The 17945-nt window shown below is 40.2% G+C and carries 15 protein-coding genes; 2 read left to right on the top strand and 13 right to left on the bottom strand.

Annotation, left to right across the window (positions count from 1 at the left end; genetic code table 11):
* Window positions 1-2: 2 nt before the first annotated feature.
* Genes THETH_RS02825 through asnS form a run of 12 tightly spaced genes read right to left on the bottom strand, consistent with a single transcriptional unit; the run spans window position 3 to window position 15063 of the window.
* Window positions 3-911: a TIGR01212 family radical SAM protein gene (locus tag THETH_RS02825; protein ID WP_245530539.1), complete on the bottom strand. Its 909-nt coding sequence runs from the start codon at window positions 909-911 to the stop codon at window positions 3-5.
* Complete coding sequence (locus tag THETH_RS02820; RefSeq protein WP_013931872.1) at window positions 908-2215, bottom strand: HD domain-containing phosphohydrolase; 1308 nt, start codon at window positions 2213-2215, stop codon at window positions 908-910. The genes THETH_RS02825 and THETH_RS02820 overlap by 4 nt, the downstream gene beginning before the upstream one ends.
* Window positions 2216-2242: 27 nt before the next feature.
* The gene (locus THETH_RS02815) at window positions 2243-3484 is read right to left on the bottom strand and encodes an amidohydrolase (RefSeq protein WP_013931871.1); all 1242 of its coding nucleotides are present in this window, start codon (window positions 3482-3484) and stop codon (window positions 2243-2245) included.
* 14 nt (window positions 3485-3498) lie between these two features.
* Window positions 3499-5076, bottom strand: a complete 1578-nt coding sequence (locus tag THETH_RS02810; RefSeq protein WP_013931870.1) for an AAA family ATPase — start codon at window positions 5074-5076, stop codon at window positions 3499-3501.
* 10 nt (window positions 5077-5086) lie between these two features.
* The gene (locus THETH_RS02805) at window positions 5087-6976 is read right to left on the bottom strand and encodes an ATP-dependent helicase (RefSeq protein WP_013931869.1); all 1890 of its coding nucleotides are present in this window, start codon (window positions 6974-6976) and stop codon (window positions 5087-5089) included.
* Window positions 6977-7001: 25 nt separating this feature from the next.
* On the bottom strand, window positions 7002-10316 hold the full coding sequence (locus THETH_RS02800) for an LptF/LptG family permease (protein WP_245530537.1): 3315 nt from the start codon (window positions 10314-10316) through the stop codon (window positions 7002-7004).
* Window positions 10291-10998: a phosphate signaling complex protein PhoU gene (gene phoU, locus THETH_RS02795; RefSeq protein WP_013931867.1), complete on the bottom strand. Its 708-nt coding sequence runs from the start codon at window positions 10996-10998 to the stop codon at window positions 10291-10293. The genes THETH_RS02800 and phoU (THETH_RS02795) overlap by 26 nt, the downstream gene beginning before the upstream one ends.
* Complete coding sequence (locus tag THETH_RS02790; protein WP_013931866.1) at window positions 10995-11777, bottom strand: NAD(+) kinase; 783 nt, start codon at window positions 11775-11777, stop codon at window positions 10995-10997. Before THETH_RS02790 ends, phoU (THETH_RS02795) begins: the two co-directional genes overlap by 4 nt.
* Complete coding sequence (locus tag THETH_RS02785; RefSeq protein ID WP_013931865.1) at window positions 11774-12070, bottom strand: YggT family protein; 297 nt, start codon at window positions 12068-12070, stop codon at window positions 11774-11776. The genes THETH_RS02790 and THETH_RS02785 overlap by 4 nt, the downstream gene beginning before the upstream one ends.
* A 4-nt stretch (window positions 12071-12074) precedes the next feature.
* Window positions 12075-12752: a YggS family pyridoxal phosphate-dependent enzyme gene (locus THETH_RS02780; protein WP_013931864.1), complete on the bottom strand. Its 678-nt coding sequence runs from the start codon at window positions 12750-12752 to the stop codon at window positions 12075-12077.
* Window positions 12709-13752 (bottom strand): Holliday junction branch migration DNA helicase RuvB, encoded by a 1044-nt coding sequence (gene ruvB, locus THETH_RS02775; protein ID WP_013931863.1) that lies wholly within the window; start codon window positions 13750-13752, stop codon window positions 12709-12711. The genes THETH_RS02780 and ruvB overlap by 44 nt, the downstream gene beginning before the upstream one ends.
* A 12-nt stretch (window positions 13753-13764) precedes the next feature.
* On the bottom strand, window positions 13765-15063 hold the full coding sequence (gene asnS / locus THETH_RS02770) for an asparagine--tRNA ligase (RefSeq protein ID WP_013931862.1): 1299 nt from the start codon (window positions 15061-15063) through the stop codon (window positions 13765-13767).
* Window positions 15064-15176: 113 nt separating this feature from the next.
* Between asnS and THETH_RS02765 the strand changes: the two genes are divergently transcribed.
* A complete protein-coding gene (locus THETH_RS02765; protein ID WP_013931861.1) occupies window positions 15177-16151 on the top strand; it encodes a hydroxyacid dehydrogenase in 975 nt (324 codons plus the stop codon).
* An 89-nt stretch (window positions 16152-16240) separates the two neighbouring features.
* On the top strand, window positions 16241-17236 hold the full coding sequence (gene gyaR / locus THETH_RS02760) for a glyoxylate reductase (RefSeq protein WP_013931860.1): 996 nt from the start codon (window positions 16241-16243) through the stop codon (window positions 17234-17236).
* 7 nt (window positions 17237-17243) lie between these two features.
* On the opposite strand, the gene phoU (THETH_RS02755) is transcribed toward gyaR, so the two are convergent.
* Entirely contained in the window at window positions 17244-17936 is a 693-nt protein-coding gene (gene phoU, locus THETH_RS02755; RefSeq protein WP_013931859.1) for a phosphate signaling complex protein PhoU, read from the bottom strand.
* Window positions 17937-17945 lie beyond the last annotated feature (9 nt).

Genomic DNA, 17945 nt, shown 5'->3' with positions numbered 1-17945 from the left:
TTTTATGCATCCCATTTTTTCCCTTGCCACGTGTCGCGTTTTTCCAATTCTTTTTCTATCACAGAAACGATCTCGCTTTTGTTCTTACCCCAATTTGCAAACACTGTCATTCCGATTGGTGGATCTGAAACAAGTCTGTGAATGACAATTTCAGTTGATAGGTTCTCTATAAAAGCTATAACTCTTTCCAAATACTCCTCAAAGCTTAGAAGTTTCACCGTACCTTCTTTGATCATTTCTTCCAAAGGAGTATCCTTAACAACGTAAAGAGAATGCATCTTCACTCCGTCCACTTTCAAGGCAGACAAAGTTCTTGCAGTATCGACGACATCTTCTAAATCATCCCATGGCAAATCGACAATTACATGTGCGACGACCTCAAGGTTATGCCTTTTTGACCTCAAAACCGCGTCTATGAATTCAGCAACACCGTGCCCTCTACGTAAAATTCTCAAAGTTCTGGAATTTATCGTTTGAATTCCAAATTCCACAGTCACGTTGACTTTGGATTTAAAGCTTTCAAGAAGTTCAAGAACCTCTTCAGGTACGCAATCTGGTCTTGTTGAAACATCAAGTTCGACTATTGTATCGTCTATCAAAGCCTCGGAATACCTTTCCCTTAGAACCTCAACAGGAGCGTACGTGTTGGTGAAAGCCTGAAAGTAAGCTATGAATTTCTCCGCACCATATTTTTTCCTTGCCCATTCACGTTGGCGGATAACCTGCTCTCTAATGGGCAAACCATGTAAGGCGTTGAACCCACTCCCAGTTGGATCACAAAAAATGCACGGACTATTCCTTTCCCTGTTTGGACAGGTAAATCCAGCATCTATGACAAGCCTGTGAACTTTCGCACCGTATCGCTTTTTCAGATGATCGCTCAGTTTGTTGTATCTCAACAAATGTATCACACCACCAAGTTGGCGTCCACAACAACTATTTGATCGACACTTTCAACACCGAGCAAATTTTCCATGATATTTCTTTGAGTAGGTAATTCAAGGTTGTTTTTCACAAGCTGCTCGAGTTTTTCAAAAACATAGTCATCAAGTTTGCCTGATTCAACTTCTTCGCGCACAACTTCAATGGCTTCCTTAGGCTCAAGTGCATCTCTGTAAGGTCTTTTCTCGGTTAACGCCGCAAAAACGTCCGCAACCTGAAGTATCCTCGAATAAATGGACAGCTGCTTTTCAGTGAGTTTCAATGGATAACCAGACCCATCAAGCCTCTCGTGGTGTGAACCAGCAAGATCGGCGTATTTTTCGAGCGAAGCTTTCGTGAGCATCAATTTTGTTTCCACAACGTGTGTTTTCATTACAGCCATTTCGTATTCGTTGAGCCTGCCATGCTTGTGAAGTATTTGAAGTGGAATCTTTATCTTACCAATATCGTGAAATAATGCAACAACTTTTAGAAAATTCACATCGAATTCGCCCTTAAAAATCTCACAAGCGAGTTTCTCGACCACGTAGTCCACCAAGAAAGTGTGACTTCTTGTATATGGGCTACGAAAATCAAGTAAAGCCGAAAAAATCGCTGCAAAGTGCAAAACATCATCGATGTACAAGTCTTTCTTAGAGCAAAAATGACTTTCATCGTCAAACAATTGACTTAAAACGCTTGGGTCTTTCAAAATTTCTTTCAAAACGCGACTTACCTCTGGATGCAGCGCTGGGCTTTTGTCAAGAAAATCCATGGATTCTTTCAGAAACTCTTCATCTGGAAATTCAATCTGGCGCTTCAAAAACAACCTCGAAAGTACATCTGCTGCCAACATAGCGTTGGACACCAACGCTATTTTCTCACTTTCTGGTATTTTATCAATCGGAACATGATGATAAAGCGCCGATTTAACGATTTCGTTGTTACTCAGAAACGGAAATCTTTGAACACATCCATATGAAATCTTTGAGTGCTGATTAGCCTTATCAAATGTCAAGACGATTCTTTCAAGATCCGCTATTTTTGGAAACATGTCTTCGAACAATTCGTAGTTTTCCAATGAAGCCTTGAAAACCAAACCAATATCGTGAAACAAACCCAATATGTAAACTACATCTGTGTCAATCTCCTTCATCAATCTATCGACAATTTGCGAAGAAATTTTCGCCACATGAAGGCTGTGTAGAACAAAACTTTTGTACTCACCGACGTTAAGCAACGAAAATAGGTTTATCAAACTTTCCAATTTCGTTCCTTTAAGTTTCACTTCCATCAGTTCACCTCACGATTGATTATACATTTATACATTATTTTGCGTCAAATCCCTCACTGAATTTTCAAATCCTTCTATTATCTCCTTGATCTGCACGGTTGGATAATTTCCATCGTAGTAAATCCACTTTCCTTTGACCATTGTGGCGAAAACATCCAGCGAGCTTGCAGAATGAACAAGGTGAGCTTTCATATTTTCAAACGGCAAAAACCATGGTCTTTGAACGTCAAGCACTATTAAGTCGGCATCTTCTCCGACTTGGAGTTTACCAGAGGTCAACCCGCTGGCTTTTGCCCCAAAGATCGTTGCCATGCACAAAGCTTGCTCCACCGTTATGTTTGATGGATCGTTCATTTTTTGAAGCAAAGTGGCAAGCCGCATTTCGTGCAAAATATCCAGCGTGTTGTTGCTTGCTGCTCCATCGGTTCCAAGACAAACTTGTACACCGTGATCAAGGAGTTTTTTGATTGGGGCAATTCCATTTCCAAGTTTTAAGTTACTCGTTGGATTGTGCGCTACAAAAAAGTTTTCCTTGGCAAGAAGAGGAATGTATTCATCCTTCAGATGAACGCAGTGAGCGAAGATGACTTTGCAGTTTGCCAAGTTTGTGGAAAGAATATCCTCCAACTGGTAAGTTTCACTTCTTGATTCGTACAAATGAATCGTAACTGGTGCATTCAGTTGTTGCGCAACATATGCCACTTTGTCGATGTACTTCAAAGAACAAGTGTATGGAGCATGCGGTCCAAAACCAACTTCGATCAAACCATCTTTGCCGTTCCATTTTTCAAAAAAAAGGATGTTTTCTTTTAATCTTCTTTCTCCATCACCGTCTATATCCACAAGTCCACGGGTGATGAGAGCTTTCATTCCAAAATCAACTGCTGCTTGGGCAACGGAATCGCAGTGAAAGTACATGTCTACGTAAGCCACGATGCCTTTTCTTGCCATCTCCATCTGCGCAATCATTGTTCCATAGTAAACATGTTCAGCCGTTAACTTTGCTTCTATCGGAAAGATTTTTTTGTTAAGCCAATCTTCAAGATTCATGTCTTCGGCAATACCACGCATCAAAGTCATTGCGGCGTGTGTATGACAGTTCACCAAACCAGGCATTACAAGTTTTCCAGAAAGATCGTAGACTTGATCCGCATCCTCCTGAATTTCTCCAATTTTTGATATCTTTCCATCTTGTATCAACAAATTGGTCTTTTGAATTTGACTGAAAGGGTCTTTCAAAAGGTAAGCATTTTTCAAAAGCAGTTTCATGAAAAATCGCTCCTTCAACTTGGGCGATCTTTTCCTTGAAGAACTTCCAATCCACCGATCATTCTGATTATCTCTTGGTTTCTTTCATCTTCGCTTAAAACCTTCAACCTCATTTTATCCTGGGCCAATCTTTCCACCAAGATGTGCGTGTCGGCAAGCCTTGCAATCTGTGGGAGATGCGTCACAACTATCGTTTGATAGTTTTTGGAAACCTGTTTTAGCTTCATTCCAAGAACATTCCCCGTTAAACCACCTATTCCTGCGTCCACCTCATCAAAAACCAAAACGTCAGTAAAGGACTTCGACGCACATGCAAGCTCTATGGAAAGCATCAGCCTGGACAACTCTCCTCCTGACAAAACGTTTTTAAGTCCCAAAAGCTCCCCATCGTGAGATTTTAACTTCATTTCAACATCGTCTAAACCATGCGGTCCAAGTTGCGACTGTTTTTCCACCGAAATTACAAAACCATAGTTCAAGGCCAAATCCTTCATGTGGTTTTGAACTATCGATTCCAGTTGCCTTGCCGCTTCAACACGTTTTTCATGCAATCTTTCTGCAATCTGCAATGCCTTTGTTTTCAATTTTTGAAGTTGCTCTTTTGCGGTTTTGAGTTTGTTCAAGTTTTCTTCAATGCTTTGATACTCATTTAGAAGCCTTTTGTAGTTCTCCAAAACGTCTTCCACAGTTGGTCCAAATTTTCTCTTCAATTCGTTGTAAAGCCAGATTCTTTCTTCCAATTTTTCAACGTCTTCTAACTCAAATTCATCGAGTATCTTTCTGCTTACTCGGGCTATTTCGAAAGATTTTTGGACAACATCGTCAAGAAGGTTAACCAGCTCACTTGGCACTGGAAGCTTTGATCTTTCAATCTTTTGCAATATTTTCAAAAGTCTTTGAAAACCAAATTCTTTATCATCTTCAACTATTTCAACTATTTCGTTGAGCAGTTCAACAACTTCTTTTTGTTTCATCAGCCTATCGTACCTTTCTCTAAGGCTTGCCTCTTCCACGATGGAAGGGTTGACTTTTTCTATAAGATGGATTTTCACCTTTAATTCTTCAAGTTTTTCCAAAAGTTTTTGCTCATCATGCTGGTTTAGGAATTTTTCAAAATCCTTGATGGATTTATAAACAGAAGAGTATTCTTTGACCAGTTCTTCCTCATCGTGAAATCTATCCAGCAAAAGAAGCTGATTTTGCTTTTTTAAAATCCCAGTTTGAGAATTCTGTTGGTGAAATTGTACAAGATCTTCGAAAAGCTGCTCAACAAAATTCTGTGGTACCAATTTTCCATTCAAACGGTATATCCATCTTTTTCCAACCGTTAAAGACACAACGATTTCTTCACTTTCTATTCCAAAGTCCTTCACCTTTTCCATTTGCTCCTCCGGCACCACAAACAAAGCTTCTAACTCACAACCTTCAGATGCCGGCAAATCCACTTTTTTCCCAAAAAGTGCTTGAAGCGCTCTGATAAGAACAGACTTTCCAGCACCCGTCTCACCGGTCAAAACGTTGAGCTTATCGGAGAAATTCACGTTGAACTGTTCAAAGAACAAAAGCTTTCTTCCAGAAAAGCTTACAAGCACTCTTTCACCTCTAACCCTCAAAGTAAATTTCTTCAACCAGTTTTTTCGGTATTCTTTGAGCAAAATCCACCGATCTCAACCAGTAAATCGAAGAATATCTGTTGACCCCATGCTTTATTATGTACAAATGCTGTTTGGCCCTTGTGATGGCAACGTAGAAAATCCTTTCTTCTTCGTCGATGTTGTTGTCCACAATCGCATAATAACTTGGAAAATCACCGGGGTTAACGCTCAGAACGAAAACCACATCCCATTCCAAGCCTTTTGCCTGATGAACAGTCGTCAAGGTTAAAACGTTTTTTGGTTTTGTTTCATCGTTTACATCACTGCTAACAGTCAAATCGGTGAGAAACCTTTCAAGGGAGCTGTACCTACTAGCAATTTCCATCAAGCGGTTGATATCCTGTTGTCTTTCAAAATGATCTGGATAATTGTTCAAAAGATAATCGCTGTAAAAGCGCTCGTTTAAAACGCTTATCATGGCGTCGATCCTGCTTTGCCGCTGCATCAGTTCAAAAAGTTCTTTCATCTGCCAAATTGCCTCTTTTCCTTCCCCCAACTTTTCAAGGATTTTCACAGGATCAGTTTCAGGGCAAACCGCGGCAAAGTCAGCCAACTTCGAAGCAGTTTTGGTACCGATTCCTGGAAAAAGCTTTGCTATCCTTATCCAAGAGATCTTTTCTTTTGGATTTTGCAGGATCCTTAAGAACGCAAGAACGTCTTTCACATGGGCTGTTTCGGTGAACTTCAAGCCGGAAAGAATTCTAAAATCTATCCTGTGCTTCGCAAGCTCAATTTGAAGATCCAACGAATGGGAGTGACTTCTGTAAAGAACTGCAATCTGAGATGGTTCAAAGCCAAATTCAATCAATTTGAGAACTTCCCTTGTGACAAAGACTGCCTCTTGCTGTGGATCGCTCACGTACACCAACTTCGGTTTCACACCGTTTGGCTTTACGGACTTTAAAACCTTTGGTACCGCTTTGCCTGGAATCATAACGTTGATGAACTTTACTATGCTTTCGGAGCTCCTGTAATTGGTCTGTATTTTGAACAACTTCGTGCCTTTCACCTTCATAAAATCGCTGACGTTTTCAAATCTAGCTCCACGGAAAGAATAGATGCTTTGTGCATCGTCTGCCACAACCATAACGTTACCATGTACAGAAGAAAGCATTTCTATAAGCTTTAACTGCAGTATGTTTGTATCCTGAAACTCGTCGACCAAAACCCATACGTATTTGGAAGCTTCCTTCATCAAAACGTTGTGATCACTTTCAAGCAATTGAACAGCAAAGGTTAAAAGGTCATCGTAGTCCACGCAGTTTTGACTTCGTTTTTCCAGTGAATATTCTCGATAAATTTCCTCAATTATGCTTTCATGCTGTGCAAACTTTGGTTCTATCTTCAAAATCGCTTCTTTTAAACTTGTCATGGTGTTTGCGCTGTAAGAGAAAATTTTTTGTAAAACGTTGTGAGTGGGAAAGCTTTTCTTTAAACCATGCCTTTCTAGAACATTAGTTCTAACGTGTTTTATCAAACTTGCGGAATCTTCCTCGTCAAGTATGGTGAAATTTGGAAGAAGTCCAACCTTTGGAGCGTATTTTCTAAGCAAAAGGTTGCAAACGTGGTGAAAAGTACCAGCGGTTATTTCATCAAGGTCTGTTCCAGTCAACATCCTTGCGCGTTCTATCATTTCATTCGCAGCTGCCCTAGTGAAAGTAACAAGAAGTATTTGAGACGGTTTTACGCCCGTTTTCAAAAGATGAAGCAATTTATAAGTGATCACCTTGGTTTTTCCAGAACCAGGTCCAGCTATGACGATGGATCTACCTGTAGATTCCAAAACCGCTCGCTTTTGCTCCTCGTCCAAGTCGTTCAGATACGTCAACTGTTCCATCCTCCTACCTCCAGAAAAGTTTATATCAGAAAACGTTCAAATCAAACTCACCTGTGTATAGGTCAACTGTAAAACTTTTCTTTGGAAATTCTTTTATGAAGAAGGTCAAAGAAAGCTTTTGAACGGAAAAACTTGGATCAATCGCAAACTTTCCTTCGAAGATCAACCCCCAACAATGTAGGTCTTTTTCCACCTTTAATCCCAAGCTTTTGATGGAAAATGGCCTTAACTTTGCATCCAAAGCAAGGCTTATCGAAGGATCCATTTCCGAAAGTTTGTAGGAAAGGTTGAGAGCGCCAGATCCGGCAACGTAAAGAAATGAAAATTCATGTGAGGTTTCATTTACTTTGAACCTTCCTCTACCATCGATTAAAAGAAGCACCAGCGGTTGTAAACCAACTGTGTAAGACACTCTGATGTCGGGCTGCTTAAGTTGATAAAATTCTCTACCTGTAATTCTCAAAGTGTTTTTGATCATATCGACAGGAACGTTTTTGTTGTAATAGTAAGAAAATTCCGTTGTATGACGCAAAGTCAAATAAGTCAATTCGATGTTGTAATCGGTCCTTTCAAAGTATCCAGCCTCGATTTTGTAAATCGTCGTCGTGAAGGTTGTTAAATTGACAGGGCCAACTCTGAAAACGCTGCTACTTTTCAACACAAGATCATCCCAAAGCTGAGAAATCAAATCGTAACTAGTTGAAGCGTCGAACAAAGTTGTTGGAACATTTAACTTTGCGTTGAAAGTTATTTTGGCCCTTTCCTGGGAGTTGGAAAAGTAACGATAATCGTCGGAAGCAAAGACACCAAGCCTTTCAAAACCAGTTGAAAACGAGAAAAATCCAAGTGGTTTGAATGTTAACTTAGGATTGAAAAGTTGTGATATCCTGTAATCGAAATCATCGTAAGCCATTCTAAACCCCGCAAAAACGGTGTTGTCCACGGAAAATTCCAACCAGTTCGATGCAACCTTTGCTGTTCTGAACGGTAACCTTGAATCAACCTGTAGGTAACTACCCTTTTGAAATTCCGTTTGTTTAATTGAATAATAACCAACAAAAGCTGTTTCAAGGTTTCTCAAAGGCTTTGGCAAAGTGAGAGTAAACGATGCGTTGAACCTGCCTGTGGATGAAATTTCACTCAAATGGTCAAACAGCGAACCTGAGATGTAGCTGACAGTACTTTGATGTGACAAAGATCCAACTTTAAAAACTAGATTATCCGCTTTGTATTGAAGGTTTCTAACAGAAAGACTTGGCAAATACCAAGTTGTTCTGTCCAGGTATTTGAGACGACTGATGTAACCTACAAAGCCTGGAATTGGGTTTATTTTGTATTCAAAATAATTTCTATCGTTCGTCAGATAAACCCGAATAGAACTGTTTAAACGATCTTCAAAGGATACAACGTTGTTCAAAGAATAACTTGGCGGCAGCAGCTGTCTTTCCTCAATCTGGTAACTCAAAGTCCACTTTGCATTTGAAAATTCCTTTTCCAATTCAAGTTTTGAATAATTCAAAGGTTCAACGAACAACTTGCGCCATCCAACTGTTGCCCTAATTCTTCCATCTTTCATCTGCATGTTGTAAGATGTTTCCAAATTCAACCCCTTGTCTTTTTCAAAACCAAACATTACCGCGAATGGATCTGGTCCTTCTTTGAGCGATTGAAAGTACACGGGAATATAGATTGTTGGAATGCTCAATATGTAAAGTATTGCGTTGTAGGCAACAAGATATTCGTTTTCTTTTATTTCCACATCAACAGCTTGCAATCTATAGTGTGGTTTTTCAAGCTCGCACGTGGTCAAAAAAGCTCTTTTCAACAAGTACTGACCTTTTTCTCCATCCAAAGCCGGTGAACCAAAGTAAACCACGTGTTTTTTTCCTTCCTCTTCGTACACTGTTTTTCCATAAATTGAAAGCATTTTCACAGATTCTTCAGAAAATACGTAAAGAAGACTTTGAGAGCGAATCAAGGTATCCTTCTTGATGTACTTCACATCTCCTTTTGCAAACAATTTATCAACATTTCCGGATTCATTTATGTTCAAAATCAGTTCTTGACAAGTAATTTCTACGTCCTGGTAAATGACTTTCACTTCACCTGAAAAAACCAAGGTTTTGCCAAAATATTCAACGTGATTTGAAGTAACAGCAAGGTTTGTCTTGGGGAAAACAACCGAAGAGAACGAAAGTAAAAAGCAAAAGATTGCTATGGCAAAAAATCTTGAGAGTTTTTCCCTCACAAAGTAACTTATCCGTGTATCGAGAATTAAGAATAAAACTAAACCCACAGCTGAAAAGAAAATGTTTGGAAGCCAAGCTGAAAGTATTGGGTTAAGCAACCTTTCTTTACCCATCGCGCTGATCCAGGCACCAGAACCTTGGTAAAGAACGATTATGACAAAAGTCAAAATGGCTCCCCAAGACTTACTTTTCAAGTTGAACATCAAAGAAGTTGGTATACCGACAAGAACTATTATCAAAGGACCAAGGGAGGTTGAATAACGGCTGTGGAGTTCCACCACCCAAGGAGCAGGATCTATACCAAGTTTTTCAAGAGTTTTGATTCTATCCTTAAGCTCGCTTCCTTTCATGCTTTTTGGAGTTTTACCTACACGCATGATGGTTTCAACATCTTGCTTTATATCGAGTTCTAACTTTTCAAACTTGACATCGAATCTCAACATTCCCTCTTTGTCGACTCTGTAAATTCTGCCATCTTGCATGTACCATTTGTCCTTTTCCTTGTAAACCTTCTTTGCCGTTACGATCTCTTCTTCCGCTGGTTCATTTCTGAACAAAACGATGTTTTCAAGAATCCCGTTCTGTCTGTCATACCTTTTCACGTAAAGGTATTGATTCTCGTCAACCTTTGTTATAACGTTTTCGCTTATGAACAGCTCAGGCTTTCTGTAAACATACCTTGAGATCACCTGATCTGCTTTGTAGTTGTAAGATGGAACAATACTGTCCACAAGCAAATAGGTTGCAAAGCTTAAAATCGCTGCGATGATTAAAAAAGGCACTATCAAGACCTTTAAGCTTATCCCATGAACTTGCAAAGCGATGATCTCATGGGTCGAAGAAAGTTGAGATAAAACCCAAAAGATGGCGAGCAAAATTCCAACCGGGATTCCCATGGAAACAAAGTAAGGAAAATAATAGTACAGAATTCTCATCAAAACGAAAAAGCTTACACGATTTCTAACTATCAAATCCGATAGTTGATAGAGTATCTCAACGCTTACAAAAATCACAAAACCAGCTAAACCTATAAGAATAGGTCCAAGCGAAAGTTTTGAAAGGTACTTAATCAGAAGTTTCAAACAGGACACCTTCGCTTCTTTCAAAAAGCTTCATTTGGTCTTTGAAACACTTGTAAGCTTGTCCTGTGACCACGTAAAGAACCGTTTCAACTATGTTGGCTGTAAGATCGGCAATTTCTTCAACATGTTGACAAAGCTCAAGGAATATCAGATTTCTTTCCAAGTTATCCTTGAAGTTCTTCGAATCTTCAACGAGTTCGTTGTAAATCTCAGAATAAAGCTCGTCGATCTCCGCGTCTTTCTCGCAAACTTCAAAAGCTCCTTCAACAACTAAATCAGCCAAAATCCTAAGACTATCTTTCAACATCAAAGCTGCCAGATCACCCATTTTAACAACACCGGGAAAGGATTTGATAGGCTGATCTTTCAAAAGATTCATCGTTAATTGTGCCATTCTTCTTGCGTTGTCGCCTATTCTTTCGAAAATACTAGCAATCTGTATTGCCCCAACCAAAAATCTCAAATTTTGTCCAGAAAATTGATGTATTCCCAACGTCAAAATGATTTCTTTTCTCATTTCGATCTCCATTTCATCGAGTACGCTGTCATCTTCGATCACCTGCTTTGCCAATTTGATGTCCTTTGTTTGCAAAGCTTCCAAAGTTTTCAGAAACATTTTTTCGGTGAACCAACCCATCTTCATGAGTGCTTTCTTTATCGTTTCAACCCTTTCATCAGCCAACCACCTCAATCCGTGATCCCCCTTCCGTAACCAACTTTGTTCTTCAAAACGGCAAAGAAATCGTAGTAATCAGGTCTGAGCAACGAAAAAACTTTTTCAGATTTTGTGAAGAAAACCTCACTGCCTTTTTCAACGATGACACCATCGATCATCACATCGCAAACAGCATGAGACCAAAGTTTAATTTTTTGACTTGTAGGAACGATTATACTTCGATTCTGCAAAAAGTACGGAGCTATTGGCATGATTTGAATAACATCACAATTTGGACTGACTATCGCTCCCCCAAGCGATAAGTTGTAAGCAGTTGAACCTGTCGGAGTACAGGCCAAAATACCATCTGAGAAGAATATCAAATCTGAACAACCATCGAAAGACAATCTGAACTCAGCCATCTTTTTCGACGAAACCATTACAACTAAATCGTTGATGGCATTGTAAGATCCATTTTTTCCAATTACCTTCAGCATCCATCTTTTTTCCTCCAAAAGCTTCCCTTCGTGCAAATCCCTTAAAAAAACTTCAACTTGATCCAAAGTATAACTTGCCAAAAATCCTATTCTTCCCGCTTTAAAGCCAAGCACTGGTTTGTCAACGATCTTCGCCGTTTTTAAGACTGTTCCATCTCCACCAACAACTATCACAAAATCACAGTTGTAAGAACCTGGTTTTAAACTTTCCAAATCATACTTTTGAACTACCTCAACGTGACCGTTTAACTGATCTACAAGCAATTTTGCTTCCTTAGCTTTGTCTGCTCGATGAACAACCATTACCTTGACACTCAACGCAGCATCACCGCCAGATCTATTAAAGTGCGAACCAAGAACAAATCGAGGAAAGACAAAATGAAAATCGCTATCATGGGTGTTATGTCAACAGGACCGATTGGCGGGATGATTTTTCTTAAAGGTTTCGTGACAATGTTTGCAAGCGCATCGACAAAATTTCTAAAAGGATAGTAGTGATAAGGTGTAATCCAACTCAAAAGAGCCGAGATTATCACCGCTGAAATTTCAACGTAGATGAATATCTGCAAAACTCTTGCAACTGCGTAAAGAAAGTTTGCAATCACAAACATCTTCTCACACTCCTTCGCCTTTGAACAAAGCTCTTCCTATTCTAACCATCGTTGCACCTTCTTCGACGGCTATCTCAAAATCGTTCGTCATACCCATGGACAAATGCTGAACCGTCGGGAAACGTTCAACCAACTTGTCCCTCAATTCTCTTAGCTTTCTAAAAACCGATCTTATCAAATTCTCATCATCGGTAAAAGGAGCCATCGTCATCAAACCAACAACACTGACGTTTGGATAATTTAAAGCTGTTTCCACGAATTTTGGAGCTTCTTCCAAGGTAATGCCAGCCTTTGTTTCCTCTTGAGAAACGTTGACTTCAACCAATATTTTTTGAATTTTTCCAAGCTTTTCGGCGACTTTGTTTATAGTCTCAATCTCGTTCAGTCTCCAAACAGAATGTATGTACTCACACCTTGGAACGATGTATTTAACTTTGTTGGTTTGAATTCTTCCTATAAAATGCCAGACTGCATCTTTTGCAATTTCGTACTTTTTTATCAACGATTGTGCGTAATTTTCGGCAAAATTCAAAACACCAAGTTCAAAAAGAGTCTTAATTTGTTCTGGTTCAGCTTCCTTAGTAACCGCCACCAAGGTTATCTGCGAGGGATCCCTACCAACTCTTTTTGCAGCTTGCTCAATTCTCTCTTTGACTTTCGTTAGATTTTGTAAAAGATTCATCGAAAAGTCCCCCTCTTAGTTTGTAGGGATATCCAAAGTGCTTGTAAGCCAAAGGAGTGGCGATTCTACCTCTTAGTGTTCGTGCAATCAAGCCCATACGCAAAAGATAAGGTTCGTGAACTTCTTTCAAAGTATCAACTTCCACATTCAAAGTTGAAGCCAAAACTTCCAAACCAACAGGTCCTCCATCGTAAATTTCTATGATGGTTTTCAATATCTTTCTATCCATCTCGTCAAGGCCAAGTTCATCGATTTCCAAGATGTCCATTGTTTTTTCAACCAAATCTTTACTTAAAACGTCTTTGCCCTTTATCGTCATGACGTCTCTGGCTCTTTTAAGGAGTCTTAAAGCTATTCTGGGAGTTCCCCTTGAACGTTTTGCGATCAAATACGCTGCATCGTCTTCCACTTTGATTTTCATGATACCGCATGCCCTTTTTATGATTTCCACAAGTTCGTTTTCAGAGTAAAATTGGAACTCCAAGATCATACCAAATCTGTTTCTCAGTGGAGAACTCAAAAGCCCGCTTCTGGTTGTTGCACCTATCAACGTGAATGGCTTAAGTCCAACTCTGATCGACCTTGCCGTCGGTCCTTTACCAACCATGATGTCTATCTTGTAATCTTCAAGCGCCGAGTAGAATATTTCCTCAACTGCTTTGTTCATCCTGTGAATTTCGTCGATGAACAAAATATCTCCAAAATCCAAAGCAGAAAGTATAGCCGCTATGTCTCCCTGTCTTTCCAAAATTGGCCCACTTGTGACGTATATGTTCTTTCCCATCTCTTTTGCTATCACAAAAGCTAAAGTTGTTTTGCCAAGGCCAGGGGGACCTGCCAAGAGTATGTGATCCAGAGGTTCGTTGCGGATCTTGGCAGCGGCTATCGCAATCTGCAGTTTCTTTTTTATCTCCTCTTGGCCTATGTATTCACTTAGACTTTGGGGTCTTAAATCCGGCAAAGCCGGTTCGTGATCTTCTAAACGCTTTTTTGAAGGCATTACCCGCTCTCCTTATGGATAGACTCTGTACAAGGTCCTTGCAAACGGAATAGCCTCTCTTATGTGTTCAAGGCCACAAATCCATGCGACAGTTCTTTCAACGCCAAGTCCAAAACCGCTGTGTGGAACGCTTCCCCATTTTCTAAGATCAAGGTACCATTGGTACTTTTCCACAGGCAAGTTGAACTCCTTAAGCCTTTCCACAAGCAGATCATAATCGTGAATCCTCTGAGAACCTCCGATTATTTCTCCATAACCTTCGGGAGCCAGCAAATCGCCGCACAGAACCACTTCGGGTCTACTTGGGTCTGGTTGCATGTAAAAAGCCTTGCACTTTCTTGGATAATGCGTTACAAAAACTGGTTTTTCAAATTGCGAAGCGATTATGGTTTCTTCATCTCCTCCAAAATCATCGCCCCATTGAATGTTACTACCGTGCTTTTGAAGAATCTTTATAGCCTCATCGTAGGTAATCCTTTCAAACGGAACGGTGACTTTTTCAAGTTTTGAAATATCCCTTCCGATGGCGATGAGATGTTCAGAAGCATTCTCAAGAACGTACTTGACTATGTATGAAACCAATTCCTCCTGAAGCCTCAGATTGTCTTCGTGTTCGTAGTAAGCAACTTCAGCTTCGTGCATCCAGAATTCTATCAAATGTCTTCTGGTTTTAGATTTTTCAGCCCTAAAAGTTGGTCCAAGGTTGTAAACCTTTCCAAAAGCCAAGCAAGCTGCCTCCAAATAAAGCTGTCCAGTTTGAGAAAGATAAACCTTTCCGTAATCGAAGTAATCAACCTCGAAAAGGTTTCCAGCCGTTTCACCAATTGAACCTGTGAAGATTGGGGTATCGATCTGGACGAACTTTCTTTCTTTGTAGAAATTCCTTATGGCTGTAAGGACAGCATCTCGAACTCTAAGTATGTGAAATTGGCGTCTTGATCTAAGCCAAAGGTGTCTGTGCTCCATCAGGAAATCTATGCCGTGATCTTTCTTGGAGATAGGATAAGGTTCTGTTGGAATTTGAACCGGTATGATTTCCTTTGCGTGAACTTCCACACCGTATGGAGATCTGCTGTCTTCTCTAACAACTCCTCTGACTATAACACTTGATTCCATTTTTATTCTGTCGGAAATTTCAAAAGTTTGAGGATCCACACTGGATTGTTCAACTACAACCTGAATAAAACCAGTTCCATCTCTAAACTGCAAGAAGTGAATCTTTCCGCTTGAGCGTTTATTCCAAACCCATCCTCTCAACTCCACTTCTTGACCTATGTACTGCTTTAAATCCTCAATGTATACCCACTTCACTTTAAGTCCCTCCCATAAAATTTGCAGCGTACCTAATATTTATTAAATCATAGCACCATGTTGGGGAATTTTCTTGGCGAAAAAATTAAAATCAATTTTAGGAGGTAGATCAAATGGCAAAAGTTATGATTATCGAAAAAATTCACGAAAGCGGCGTGAAAAAACTTTTGGAAGCTGGACATGAAGTGATCTACGCATCAAGCCCAGACCCAGAAACAGTGGCAAAAGAAATTGGTGACGTTGAAGGCGTGATTGTACGCACGTCGATATTCAACAGAAAAATCATTGAAAATGCTTCAAAATTGAGGGTGATAGCCCGCCACGGTGTAGGAGTTGATAACATAGACGTTGAAGCAGCTTCCCAACGCGGAATATGGGTTGTCAACACTCCGACTGCGAATGCTTCCTCGGTAGCTGAAGCAACGATAATGTTTATACTAGCTTTGGCCAAAAGATTTCCAGAAGTTGATAAGGCCACAAGGCAGGGTAATTTCAAAATAAGAGATGAATTCGCCGCAATCGATTTAGAGGGTAAAACTCTTGGAATAATAGGCCTTGGAAGGATAGGAACACTTGTGGCTAAGAAATGCCAAGTAGCCTTTTCAATGAAAGTTCTTGCTTACGATCCATATGTAGATCCGAAAAAAGCCCATGAAGTTGGGGCTGCATTGGTTAGCCTAGAAGAATTGCTCAAAGAATCGGATTTTGTCTCCATTCATGCTCCTTTGACAAAAGAAACGGAAAAACTCATAGGAGAAGAACAGTTGAAAATGATGAAGAGAACAGCTTACATAATAAACATGGCTCGTGGACCACTTTGGGATGAACAAGCAGTGCTTAAGGCAGTCAACGAAGGATGGATCAGCGGAGCAGCCACGGATGTTTTTGTAGAAGAACCTCCAAAGCCCGACCACCCATTTTTCAAATGCGAAAAAATTCTCTTGACACCTCACATGGCGGCTTTGACGAAAGAATGCGTCATAAGAATGGCTGAAGAAGCAGCAGAGGGTATTTTAGAAGTTTTGAGCGGAAAGCAGCCAAAATATCCTGTCAACTACGAACTTTTGAGAAAATACGGAAAAATATAACAAACAAATTGCATACCTTGTGCTTCAAACCACGGTATAATCTTTTTTAGCGTTAATAACCAAACATTTTGGGTATGGAGGTAAAAAATATGTCAAAGAACAAACCAAAGGTTTTCGTGACGATGAAAATCCCAGAGGAAGGTTTAAAATTGCTCGCAGAACACGTCGAAGTTGAAGTCAGTGAATACGATGGTGTTCTGCCGAAAAAAGTGTTGTGCGAAAAAGTAAAAGGTGTGGATGGGATCTTATCGATGCTTGCCGATACGATCGACAAAGAAGTTTTCGATGCCGCCGGCCCGAACTTGAAAATCGTCGCCAACTATGCCGTTGGTTACAACAACATCGACGTTGAAGAAGCTACCAAAAGAGGCATAATGGTCACCAACACACCCGGGGTTTTGACGGAAACAACGGCAGACCTTGCTTGGGCACTGCTGATGGCTGTTGCAAGAAGAATAGTTGAAGCAGATAGGTTTGTAAGGGAAGGCAAGTTCAAAGGATGGCGTCCAACGCTTTTGCTGGGAACGGATGTTTACGGCTCAACGCTTGGTGTCATTGGCTTTGGAAGAATAGGGCAAGCGGTGGCGCGAAGAGCATTAGGTTTTAACATGAGAGTTTTGTACTACAGCAGAAAAAGAGTCGATGAAGAGATAGAAAAACGACTCAACGCAACATACGTTGATCTTGAAACTTTGCTGAAAGAATCTGATTTTGTAACTCTTCATGTTCCGCTGACCAAAGAAACCTATCATTTGATAGACGAACCTCAATTGAGAATGATGAAAAAAGAAGCGTACCTTATAAACACTGCAAGGGGACCTGTTGTGAACGAAAAAGCTTTGGTCAAAGCCTTGAAAGAAGGTTGGATCCGTGGGGCAGCGTTGGACGTTTTTGAAAATGAACCTGAGGTTGAACCTGAACTTTTGAAGCTAGACAACGTTGTTTTGGCACCACACATTGGATCGGCTTCTTACGCGACAAGGATAAAGATGTCAATAATGGTTGCTGAAAACCTAATCAAAGGTTTGAAAGGAGAAGTTCCACCAAATCTTGTAAACCCAGAAGTTTTGAAAAAAAGAGGGTGAGCAGAGCTCACCCTTTTTCTTCCTTTTTGTACATCAAATCTTTCAACTGCTGACCTATCTCCATAAAATAGAGCTTTTCAACGATGTTTGTCAGATGATCTGCTATTCTTTCAAGGTGTCTAATCAAAAACGCCTCTTCAAGATAAACTCTGATGAGATTTTGGTTAGTTTCTTTACAAGCTAGCTGAATCAACTCTTGATGACCATGGTTGTGCAGCATATCAACTTCGTCATCCTTTTTCCAAACTTTGACGGCAAGGTTTAAGTCTTTGTTTGAAAACGCTTGCACGGTACCTGTGAACATAGTCAAGATGATTCTTATCATGTCGTTGAGCGACTGCCAAGCCGAAAAGCTTTCCACACCTCGCTGTACTTGCCTTGCGAGCTGCGCTATGTTAACGCATTCGTCGGCGATCCTCTCAAGATCAATTGAAAGACCTATCATTGCAACGACGAACCTTAAATCATCTGCCAATGGTTGATACTTGGCGATTATGTCAAAAGCTATGGATTGAATCTCCGAATCCAACTTGTCAAAATAATCATCCTGCTCTTCTATTTGTTTTATCAACACCTCATTCCCCGTTTTCAGCGCAAGCAACGTTTTTTCAAACAAACTCTCCACATTGTTTAGAAACTCAGTCAGTTTGTCCTGAAGTATCTTCATTTCCCTTTCGTAATGAATAGTTCTCTCGGTCATCTCTATCCT

It is taken from the genome of Pseudothermotoga thermarum DSM 5069, from assembly GCF_000217815.1.
Classification (GTDB): domain Bacteria; phylum Thermotogota; class Thermotogae; order Thermotogales; family DSM-5069; genus Pseudothermotoga; species Pseudothermotoga thermarum.
This window is presented reverse-complemented; position numbering and strand designations above follow the sequence as displayed.

Excerpts from the sequence above, each read along its gene's own strand:
- THETH_RS02815 (WP_013931871.1), bottom strand. The coding sequence starts at position 3,484 with ATGAAACTGCTTTTGAAAAATGCTTACCTTTTGAAAGACCCTTTCAGT.
- THETH_RS02820 (WP_013931872.1), bottom strand. The coding sequence starts at position 2,215 with ATGGAAGTGAAACTTAAAGGAACGAAATTGGAAAGTTTGATAAACCTA.
- THETH_RS02805 (WP_013931869.1), bottom strand. The coding sequence starts at position 6,976 with ATGGAACAGTTGACGTATCTGAACGACTTGGACGAGGAGCAAAAGCGA.
- THETH_RS02785 (WP_013931865.1), bottom strand. The coding sequence starts at position 12,070 with ATGTTTGTGATTGCAAACTTTCTTTACGCAGTTGCAAGAGTTTTGCAG.
- gyaR (WP_013931860.1), top strand. The coding sequence starts at position 16,241 with ATGTCAAAGAACAAACCAAAGGTTTTCGTGACGATGAAAATCCCAGAG.
- THETH_RS02780 (WP_013931864.1), bottom strand. The coding sequence starts at position 12,752 with ATGAATCTTTTACAAAATCTAACGAAAGTCAAAGAGAGAATTGAGCAA.
- phoU (WP_013931859.1), bottom strand. The coding sequence starts at position 17,936 with ATGACCGAGAGAACTATTCATTACGAAAGGGAAATGAAGATACTTCAG.
- ruvB (WP_013931863.1), bottom strand. The coding sequence starts at position 13,752 with ATGCCTTCAAAAAAGCGTTTAGAAGATCACGAACCGGCTTTGCCGGAT.
- THETH_RS02765 (WP_013931861.1), top strand. The coding sequence starts at position 15,177 with ATGGCAAAAGTTATGATTATCGAAAAAATTCACGAAAGCGGCGTGAAA.